Genomic DNA, 269 nt, shown 5'->3' with positions numbered 1-269 from the left:
TCTATCGCCAAGCGGTAAGGCAGCGGCTTTTGATGCCGCCATTCCCTGGTTCGAATCCAGGTAGACCTGCCATTATTTTGATTATTGAGCATGCTCAGTAATTATGCGGAAGTGGCGAAATTGGTAGACGCACCAGATTTAGGTTCTGGCGCCGCAAGGTGTGAGAGTTCAAGTCTCTCCTTCCGCACCATATTTTAAGTAGTAGCAATACTACTGCCTGCAGGTCTATCGCCAAGCGGTAAGGCAGCGGCTTTTGATGCCGCCATTCC

General features: G+C 50.2%; 1 tRNA gene. It reads left to right on the top strand.

The annotated features are described in order from the left end of the window. The first annotated feature begins 105 nt into the window (after window positions 1-105). Window positions 106-190: transfer RNA gene (locus ACVA54_RS19750), tRNA-Leu, on the top strand. Window positions 191-269 lie beyond the last annotated feature (79 nt).

This window comes from Vibrio sp. PNB23_22_6, from assembly GCF_052877535.1.
This window is presented reverse-complemented; position numbering and strand designations above follow the sequence as displayed.